General features: G+C 77.4%; 6 protein-coding genes. 2 read left to right on the top strand and 4 right to left on the bottom strand.

The window, feature by feature from the left end; all coding sequences use genetic code 11:
- Positions 1-104: 104 nt before the first annotated feature.
- Together ABT297_RS14180 and ABT297_RS14175 are read left to right on the top strand one after the other, a co-directional pair.
- Positions 105-3,164, top strand: a complete 3,060-nt coding sequence (locus ABT297_RS14180; RefSeq protein WP_350548731.1) for a type I polyketide synthase — start codon at positions 105-107, stop codon at positions 3,162-3,164.
- Positions 3,161-5,500 carry an acyl-CoA dehydrogenase family protein gene (locus ABT297_RS14175; RefSeq protein WP_350548729.1) on the top strand — a complete coding sequence of 780 codons (2,340 nt, stop codon included), beginning with the start codon at positions 3,161-3,163 and terminating at the stop codon, positions 5,498-5,500. Before ABT297_RS14180 ends, ABT297_RS14175 begins: the two co-directional genes overlap by 4 nt.
- 19 nt (positions 5,501-5,519) lie before the next feature.
- Here the strand turns inward: ABT297_RS14175 and ABT297_RS14170 are convergent, their stop codons facing one another.
- Genes ABT297_RS14170 through ABT297_RS14155 form a run of 4 tightly spaced genes read right to left on the bottom strand, consistent with a single transcriptional unit; the run spans position 5,520 to position 9,203 of the window.
- Positions 5,520-6,482 carry a transketolase family protein gene (locus tag ABT297_RS14170; RefSeq protein ID WP_350548727.1) on the bottom strand — a complete coding sequence of 321 codons (963 nt, stop codon included), beginning with the start codon at positions 6,480-6,482 and terminating at the stop codon, positions 5,520-5,522.
- On the bottom strand, positions 6,479-7,315 hold the full coding sequence (locus ABT297_RS14165) for a transketolase (RefSeq protein WP_350548725.1): 837 nt from the start codon (positions 7,313-7,315) through the stop codon (positions 6,479-6,481). The genes ABT297_RS14170 and ABT297_RS14165 overlap by 4 nt, the downstream gene beginning before the upstream one ends.
- Positions 7,315-8,370, bottom strand: coding sequence for a M20/M25/M40 family metallo-hydrolase (locus ABT297_RS14160; RefSeq protein WP_350548723.1), 1,056 nt, complete (start codon positions 8,368-8,370; stop codon positions 7,315-7,317). The genes ABT297_RS14165 and ABT297_RS14160 overlap by 1 nt, the downstream gene beginning before the upstream one ends.
- Positions 8,367-9,203, bottom strand: coding sequence for a [LysW]-aminoadipate kinase (locus ABT297_RS14155; RefSeq protein ID WP_350548721.1), 837 nt, complete (start codon positions 9,201-9,203; stop codon positions 8,367-8,369). Before ABT297_RS14155 ends, ABT297_RS14160 begins: the two co-directional genes overlap by 4 nt.
- Positions 9,204-9,219: the final 16 nt, after the last annotated feature.

The following is a 9,219-nucleotide window of genomic DNA, read 5'->3' as shown; positions in this document are numbered from 1 at the left end:
CCCGCCGCAGGACGGCGCCGACCTGCGGCGGGCCCGCGGCCGGGGCGCGCAGCGGCGTGCGGCGATGACCCGGCACGCCGCCGACACGGGAAGCGAGGAGACACGTGACGACATCCGGCGATGAGGTCGGTACCGCGGTCGCGGTGATCGGTATGGCCGGCCGGTTCCCCGGTGCCCGGTCGGTCGACGAGCTGTGGCGCAACCTGTGCGAGGGCCGGGAGGCGGTGACGTTCTTCTCCGAGGCGCAGCTGCGGGCCGCGGGCGTGGCCGACGCCGAGCTGCGCGACCCGGCGTACGTGCCGGCCCGGGCGGTGGTCGAGGACGTGGAGTTGTTCGACGCCGAGTTCTTCGGCTTCGGCGTCCGCGACGCGGAGATCCTCGACCCGCAGCACCGCATCTTCCTGGAGTGCGCGTGGGAGGCCGTCGAGCACGCCGGGTACGACACCACCCGCTACGACGGTCATGTCGGCGTCTACGCCGGGTCGGCGATCAGCACGTACCTGCTGGCCCTGCTCGCCGACCCGGCGCTGGTCGCGTCGGTCGGCGGCTACCGCATCCTGCTGGCCAACGACAAGGACCACCTCACCACCCGGGTCGCGCACAAGCTGGACCTGCGCGGGCCCGCGGTCACGGTGCAGACGGCCTGCTCCACGTCCCTGGTCGCCGTACACCTCGGCACGCAGGCGCTGCTGGCCCGCGAGTGCGACATGGTGCTGGCCGGGGGCGTGGCGGTGAGCCTGCCGCAGGTCAGCGGGTACCGGTACGAGCCGCAGGGCATCATGTCGCCCGACGGGCACTGCCGGGCGTTCGACGCCGCGGCCCGCGGTACCGTCGCCGGCAACGGGGCGGGTGTCGTGGTGCTCAAGCGGCTCGCCGACGCGCTCGCCGACGGCGACACCGTCCACGCGGTGATCCTCGGCTCCGCGGTGAACAACGACGGCGCCGGCAAGTCGGGCTACACCGCGCCCAGCGCCCGGGGCCAGGCCGACGTGGTCGCCGAGGCGCTCGACGCGGCCGGGGTGGCGCCCGGCACGGTGGGCTACGTCGAGGCGCACGGCACCGGCACCGGCCTCGGCGATCCCATCGAGGTCGCCGCGCTCGCCGAGGCGATGGATCGCGTCGGCGGCGCCCCGGAGTGCCTGCTCGGCTCGGTGAAGACCAACATCGGCCATCTCGACGCGGCGGCCGGGGTCTCCGGGCTCATCAAGGCCGTCCTCGCGCTGCGCGAAGGCGTCGTGCCCGGCACGCTGCACTTCGACCGGCCCAACCCGCAAGCGCGGCTGGCGGAGGCGGGCTTCACCGTGCACCGGGAGCCGCGCGCCTGGCCGCACCGCCACGGGCCCCGCCGGGCCGGGGTGAGCTCGTTCGGCATGGGCGGCACCAACGCGCATGTCGTGCTGCAGGAGCCGCCGCGGGCCCCGGCGCCCGGTCCCGGCCGGCCCGGCCGCGACCGGCACGTCATCGTGCTGTCGGCGGCGTCGCCCGCCGCGCTCGCCGCGGCCGAGCAGCGCCTCGCCGCCCACCTGGTCGCCACGCCCCAGCAGCCGCTCGCCGACGTCGCGTACACGCTGCAGGTCGGCCGCCGGGCGCACCGGTTCCGCCGGGCGGTGGTGGGGGAGTCCGCCGCGGCCGTGTGCGCTGCGCTGGCGGCGCCGGACGGCGCCGGTCCGCGGCCGTCCGCGGTGCCCGACACCGACCGCGGCGTGGTGTTCATGTTCCCCGGCCAGGGCGCGCAGCGGGCCGGAATGGCCGCCGGCCTGTACGCGCGGGAGCCGCTCGTGCGCGAGATCGTCGACGAGTGCGCGGGCCTGCTGCGGGCGCCGCTGGGCGTCGACCTGCGCGACGCGCTGCTGCACGGCGCGGGGGACCTGCGGGACACGGCGCTGGCCCAGCCGGCGCTGTTCACGGTCGAGTACGCACTGGCCCAGCTGTGGATGTCCTGGGGCGTGCGGCCCGAGGCGATGATCGGGCACAGCATCGGCGAGTACGTCGCGGCCTGCCTCGCCGGCGTCTTCGACCTCAAGGACGCCCTCGAACTGGTCGCCGCCCGGGGCCGGCTCGTCGCCCAGCTGCCACCGGGCGCGATGCTCAGCGTGGCGCTGCCCGCCGCGGAGCTCGCCGAGCTGGCCGCGGCCGGCGACGGGCTCGCGGTCGCCGCGGTGAACGGCCCGCGGGTCGGCGTGCTGTCGGGCCCGGTCGAGGCCGTCGAGGCCGTCGCGGCCGCGCTCGCCGCCCGCGGGGTGCCGGCGCGGCGGCTGCACACCTCGCACGCCTTCCACTCGCCGGTCCTCGACCCGGTGCTCGACGCGTTCACCGCGATCGTGGCGGCGTTGCCGCGGCGGGCGCCGCAGCTGCCGTACGTGTCCAACGTGACGGGCGGCTGGATCGGCAAGGACGAGGCGACGGACCCGGCGTACTGGGCGCGGCAGCTGCGCGGCACCGTCCGCTTCGCCGACGGTGTGCGGACGCTGCTGGCCGACGGCCCGCGGGTGCTGCTGGAGGTGGGCCCGGGCGACGCGCTCGGCGCCCTGGCGGCGGGCCACGACGGCGAGCACCGGCCGGTGGTGGTGGCCACGCTGCCGGCCACGGACGCGGCCACGATCGGCGGCTCCGCCGTGTCCGACGCGCTCGCCCGGCTCTGGAGCGCGGGGGTGCCGGTCGACTGGCGGGCGTACCACGGGACGGCTCGGCGCCGCCGGGTGCCGCTGCCGACGTACCCGTTCCAGCGGCGCCGCTACTGGGTCGAGCATCGCCCGGGCGCGCTGCCCGTGCCCACCGCGGCGGCATCCACCGCCGAACCCGGCGCCGTGGCACCGCCCGCCGCTGTCGCGCCGCCGCCGGACGACCCCGGGCGGGTGGTGACGCCGCCCGGGAGCGACCTGGAGCGGGCGCTGGTGGAGCTGTGGACGGAGCTGCTGGGCGCCCAGCCGATCGGCATCCACGACGCGTTCCTCGACCTCGGCGGGCACTCGCTGCTCGCCACGCAGCTCACCGCCCGGCTCCACGACCGCTTCGGGGTCGCCGTCACCGTCGAGCAGTTGTTCGCCCTGCGGACCGTGGCGCGGCTCGCCGGGCATGTCGAGGAGCTGCTCATCGCCCGCCTCGAGGCGCTCTCCGACGACGAGGTCGCCCGGCTGGCCGCCGACGGGGCAGGTGAGCCGTGAGCACCACAACGTCCACCGCACAGCCGTCCACAATGGACGAATCGGATCCGTTCACCGCGCAGCGGCTGGCGTTCGAGCAGGATGTACGCGCACTGCTCACCGGGCCGGCCGGGCGGCCGCTCGTCGCGCGGGCCGCCGCCGAGGGCCCCGCCCGCGCCGAGGCGCTCGGTTCGCTGCACCGGCTGCTCGGCGCCCGCGGATGGCTCGCGCCGGGCTGGCCGCGGGAATACGGCGGCCTCGGCCTCGGCCCGGTCGAGACCGCGATCGTGCACCGCGAGCTGGTCCGCAACGGCGTGCCCGACCTGCTGTTCGTCGTGTCGGTCTGCTACGTCGGCACCTGCCTGCTGCTGGCGGGCAACGACACGGTCAACCGGCACTTCCTGCCGCTGCTCGCGGCCGGCGACCTCACGTCGTGCACGCTGTACAGCGAGCCGGACACCGGGTCGGACCTCGCCTCCCTGTCCAGCCGGGCCGAGCGTGTCGAGGGCGGCTACCGCCTCCACGGCCGCAAGACCTACAGTCAGGCCACCGAGCACGCCGGTTACGCCCTCGTCGCCGCGCGGCTGGCCGAGACCGGCGACAAGACCTATGACCGGACCGATGACGAGGCCGGCGGCCCGCGGCCGGCGCACGCCGGGATCACCCTGTTCTGGGTACCGCTGCGGGCCGGCGGCGTCACCGTGCGGCCGGAGCCCAACCTCGGCGAGGCGCCGTTCAGCACGGTGGTGCTCGACGGGGTGTTCGTGCCCGACGACCATGTGATCGGCCCGCCCGGCGAGGCGTGGTCGCTGCTGAACACCGCGCTGTCCATCGAGCGCACCGGCTTCGAGGCGCACCTGAAGATGCGCCATTGGCTCGATGCGGTCGGCGCCCGCGCGGCGGCGCTCGGCGTCGACCGTGAGCCCTGGTTCGCCGGGGTCGCCGCGGTCCTCGACGCGCAGGTCGAGGCGGGCGGCCACCTCGCCTGGCAGATGATCGGCAAGCAGGAGCGCCAGGAGCTCGACGGCGCCAGCGCGGCCATCGCCAAGTGGTACAACACCGAGCTGGGCCGGCCGATCGCCCGCCTCGCGCTGGACGTGGAGGCCGCCTCCGGCGCCGCCGCCTCCCCGTCCGCCGAGACGCACGCCGGGCCCGGCGCCGACGAGCAGTACCGGGAGTGCCCGGGCCTCACCCTCTCCGCCGGCACGTCGGAGATCATGCTGTACGCCGTGGCGACCGGGCACCTGCGCGTGCAGATCGGGGACGCGTCGCCCGTACCGCTCGACGACCCCGACGCCGCCTTCCGCCGGCGGCTGCGGCGGTTCGTCGAGACCGCCTTCGCCGCCGAGACCCGCGCGGCCGGGCCCGGCGCGCCGGACGGCGCTATGCGCACCGACCCGGTCGCGGCGTGGCAGGCGCTGGTGCGCAGCGGCACGGTCGGGCTGACGCTGCCGGCGGCGGCGGGCGGCACAGGCCACGGCGTCGTCGAGTCGCTCGTCGTGGCGGAGGAGCTCGGCCGGGTCCTGGTGCGCGGGCCGTACCTGGCGACCGTCGCGGTCGCGGAGGCCGCGGCGGCGGACGGCCCCGCCGGCAGCGGCTGGCCGCTCGCCCTCGCGGTGGCCGGCGGCACCGTCACGGCGGCCGTGGCGAGCGACCTCACCGCGGACGACCCGGCCGGCGTCCCGGCGCTCGACGGCGGCGCGCTCAGCGGTGCCGTGGCGCTCGTGGCGCACGCCGACGTCGCCGACGTGCTCGTCGTGCCGGCGCGCACGCCGGCCGGGCCGGTGCTCGTCGCCGTGCGGCGCGACCAGCCGGGCGTGCGGCCGCGCCACCGCGGCGCGCTCGGGCACGAGGAGCTGTTCGCCGTGGCGTTCGAGCGGGCGGCCGTGGAGCCGGGCGGTGTCCTGTGCGAGGTCGGGTCGCCGGCCCACGCGGCGCTGGTCGAGCGGCTGCGGCTGCGGCAGTGCGGGTACCTGCTCGGCCTGTCCACGCATGCGTTCGACCTGACCCTCGCCCACGCCAAGACCCGGCGGCAGTTCGGGCAGCCGATCGCCACCTTCCAGCACGTGTCGTTCCGTCTGGCGGCGCTGGCCGCCCGGCTGCACGCCGCGCGGGTCCTGGTGCGGGCCCGCGCCGCCGAGCACGACGCCGGACGGGTGCCCGAGCCCCGGCGGTCCGCGGCGGTACTCGCGCTCGTCGCGGAGCTGGCCCGGGACGTGACGGCGGAAGGGGTCCAGCTCCACGGCGCCTACGGCGTCACCCGGGCCGCGGCGATCAGCCGGTGCTACCACCGCGCCGCCGCCGAGACCGTCGTGCTCGGCGGGCCGGGCGTGCTCCGGTCGGCCGCGCGGAGCTGAGCGGGGCCGCGTCGGCCCGCTACGGCCGGCGCGGCGCCTCGGCGAGCATCGCGCGCGCCGTCGCCACCACCCGGTCCACCGTCACACCGGCCCGCTCGAGCAGGTCCCCGTGCTCGCCGGCGAACGGGAAGAACCGGTCCGGCGCGCCGATCCGCCGGACCCGGGCGATGCCCCGCTCGGCGAGGCACTCGGCGACGGCGGAGCCGAGGCCGCCGGCCGCCCAGTGGTCCTCGACGGTGAGCACGGTGCCGTTGCCGGCCGCGGCGGTCAGCGCCGCCACGTCGAGGGGCTTGACCGTGTGCATGTCGAGCACCGTCGCGGCGATGCCGCAGGCGGCGAGCGCGTCGGCCGCCTCCATCGCCAGCCGGACCGGGTGCGGCCCGCAGCCCACGATGGTGACGTCCCCGCCGACCGGCCGCAGCACCTGGGCCCGGCCGAGCCGCACCGGCGGCAAACGCGGCGGCAGCCGCGGGGTGGCCTCCCGCCCGAGCCGCAGGTAGCTCGGGCCCGGGCCGGCGAGGCACTGGCGCAGCAGGCAGGCGGCGTCGGCCGCGTCGGCCGGCACGACGACGCGCAGGTTCGGCAGGGTCCGCAGGACCGCGACGTCCTCCAGCGCGTGGTGGCTCGGGCCGAGGCTGCCGGCGGAGAGCCCGCCGTGGGTCGCGACGATGTGCACCGGCAGCCCACCGAAGGCGACGTCGATCTTCACCGCCTCCAGCGCGCGGGTGGCGGCGAACGTCGCCATCGTGTGCACGATCGGGATCCGGCCCGCCCGCGCCAGGCCCGCCGCGGCCCCCAGCAGGTTCTGCTCGGCGATGCCCAGGTTGACGTACCGGTCGGCGGCGGCGCCGAAGTCGACCCGCGCGAACTGCCCGGTGTCGCTGTCCAGGCACACCAGGCGCTCGTCGGCGAGCATCAACTCGGCCACCAGCTCCGCGCACACCTCGCGGGCCGGGCGGTCCGGCGGGCCCGTGCCGCTCACGGCCGCACCGCCTGGTCGCCCCGCTCCAGGGCCGCCATCGCCCGGGCCAGCTGACGCTCCCCGAGCCGAGCGTAGTGGCTGTGGACCTGGTTCTCGACGTACGGCAGGCCCTTGCCCTTGACCGTGACGGCGATCACGACGGTCGGCCGTCCGGGCTCCGGCGGCTCCGACAGCGCGGCCCGCAGCTGGTTGCGGTCGTGGCCGTCGACGGTGCGCACCGTCCAGCCGAAGCTCGCCCACTTCGCCGCGAGCGGCTCCAGCGCCAGCACCTCCTCGGTCGGGCCGGTGATCTGCAGGCCGTTGCGGTCGACGACGGCGACGATCCGGTCGAGCCGGTGCGCGGCCGCCGCCATCGCCGCCTCCCACACCGAGCCCTCCTGCAGCTCGCCGTCGCCGAGCACGACGAAGCAGCGGCGCTCGGCCCCGTCGAGCCGCATCGCCAGCGCGTACCCGACCCCGAGCGGCAGCCCGTGGCCCAGCGCGCCGGTCGGGGCCTCGACCCCCGCCGTGCCGGGGACCGGGTGCGCGAGCAGCGTGCCGCCGGGCCGGCCGTACGCGGCGATCGCCGACTCGGGCAGGAAGCCGCACTCGGCGAGCACCGCGTACAGCCCGATCGCACCGTGGCCCTTGCTCAGCAGCAGGATGTCCCGGTCCGGGTCGTCGGGGCGCGTCGGATCGACCCGCATGACGTCCTGGTACAGCGTCAGCAGGATCTCCACCAGCGACATCGAGCCGCCGAGATGGCCGCCGCGGCCGTGCCCGCACATCTGCACGATGCGCCGGCGCACCCGCACCGCGGCGGTGTCGGCTCGTGGTGGCGGAACAACGCTCATCATCTGCTCCCGGTCGCCGGTGCGGTGGTGAGGCGCTCGACGGCCCAGCGCAGGGTCGCGATCGCCCGGTGGTACTCGGCCAGCTCGAGGTGCTCGTCGGCGCTGTGGTCGAGCCGGCTGTCGCCCGGCCCGTAGCACGCCATCGGCACGTTCCAGTACTCCGCCAGCGTGTTCATGTCGGAGGTCGCGGTCTTCACCTTGTACCCGGCCGTGCCGCCCTGCGCGCGTACCCCGCCCACCAGGGCCCGCACCGCCGGGTCGCGCCGCTCGACGCGGCACGCCGCCACGCTGCCGCGGATCTCCAGCCGCCCGGCCGGCAGGCGGCGGCGCAGCTCGGCGACGAGCGCGTCGGCGTCGAAGCCGAGCGGGCTGCGTACCGTGAACTCGGCCACGGCCTCGGTCAGGTCGCCGCGCAGCGAGCACAGCGTCGTCGCGGGCCGGTCGAACGCGGTGTGCCCGTCGGGCGTGCCGGCGAGCGCGTTGAGCGTCTCCCACGCGGCGGCGGCGAGCTCCACCGCCTTCATCCCGGGGCGCGTCGGGTGGCCCGCCGGGCACGTCACGCGGTACCGCAGGTCGAGCTTGCCCTTGTACCCCAGCACGACCGTCGACCAGCCGCTCGGCTCGCCGACGACGAGCGCCGACGGCGGCGGGTGGCTGCTGCCGACCAGCCGGGCGCCGCGGGAGCTGGGCAGCTCCTCCTCAACGGCGCCGACGACGACGATCCGCCCGCGCGCCCCGCCTGCCTGGGCGGCGGCGCTGATCATCGCGGCGAGGGGGCCCTTGGCGTCGACGGTGCCCCGGCCGTACAGGCGGCCGTCCTCGAGGCGCACGGGGACCGGATCGCCGGCCGTGTCGAGGTGGCCGAGGAGCATGACGGTGGGCCCGTCGCCGCGGTCGAGCTCGCCGACCGCGTTGCCGGCCGCGTCGACGCGTGCGGTGAAGCCGAGCGTGCGCATCCGCGTGACCACGAAGCGGGCCAGCCGCTCCTCGTCGCCGGACGGCGACGGGATCCGCACCATCTCGTGCAGCAGCCGCTCGGCCGCGTGCGGGGTCACTCCGGCACCGCCGCGCCGGCCAGGCACACCCGCGTGCCGACGCCGTCGAGGGCGGCCCGCACCGCGCGGGGGCGGCGCCCGTCCGCAACCATCACGTGTGGCACGCCGGCGCGCAGCGCGTCCCGCGCGGCGAGCAGCTTTACGGTCGCGCCGCCGCCCACGCCCGCCGGCGGGGCACCGTCCGGCGTCAGCGCCACGACGCCGCGGACCGTCCGCTCGTCGGCCGGGTCGGCCAGCACTCCCGGCGCGCCGGTGAGCAGCAGCAGGCTGCGCGCACCGAGCGCGCCGGCGATGGCGGCCGCGGCCCGGTCGGCGTCGACGTTGACCGGCGCGCCGTCCAGGCCGCGGGCGGGCGGCGACACCACCGGCACGGCGCCGGCGTCCAGCAGCGTCCGCAGCAGCCCGGCGCGGACCTCGACGATCCGGCCGGTGTGGTTGTCGCGCACCAGCCGGGTCCGCCCGTCGACCACGGCGCGGTGCGGCCCGTTGCGGCGGGCTACGAGGAGCCCGGCGTCCAGGCCGGTGAGCCCGACCGCCGGTACCCCGGCGCCGGCCAGCGCGGCGACGAGACGCGGCTTGACCGAGCCCGCGAGGGCCAGCAGGACCACCTCGATCGTCGCCGGGTCGGTGTAGCGGGCCGACGAGCCGTCCGGCGCGGTGATGCGCCGCTGCACGACGCCCAGCCGCGCGGCGAGCGCGTCGATCTGCGCGGAGCCGCCGTGGACCAGCACGAGCCGCCGGCCGGCGGCGGCGACCGCCGCGACGTCGGCGCAGACGGCGGCGGGGTCGACAGCGGCCGTGCCGCCGCACTTCACCACGATGATGTCCGACATCGGCCTCCTCCCGGGC

The sequence above is a fragment of the Dactylosporangium sp. NPDC000555 genome (assembly GCF_040300025.1).
Classification (GTDB): domain Bacteria; phylum Actinomycetota; class Actinomycetes; order Mycobacteriales; family Micromonosporaceae; genus Dactylosporangium.
The sequence above is the reverse complement of the archived record's forward strand: the minus strand, read 5'-3'. Positions and strand labels throughout refer to the sequence as shown.

Excerpts from the sequence above, each read along its gene's own strand:
- ABT297_RS14165 (WP_350548725.1), bottom strand. The coding sequence starts at position 7,315 with ATGAGCGTTGTTCCGCCACCACGAGCCGACACCGCCGCGGTGCGGGTG.
- ABT297_RS14155 (WP_350548721.1), bottom strand. The coding sequence starts at position 9,203 with ATGTCGGACATCATCGTGGTGAAGTGCGGCGGCACGGCCGCTGTCGAC.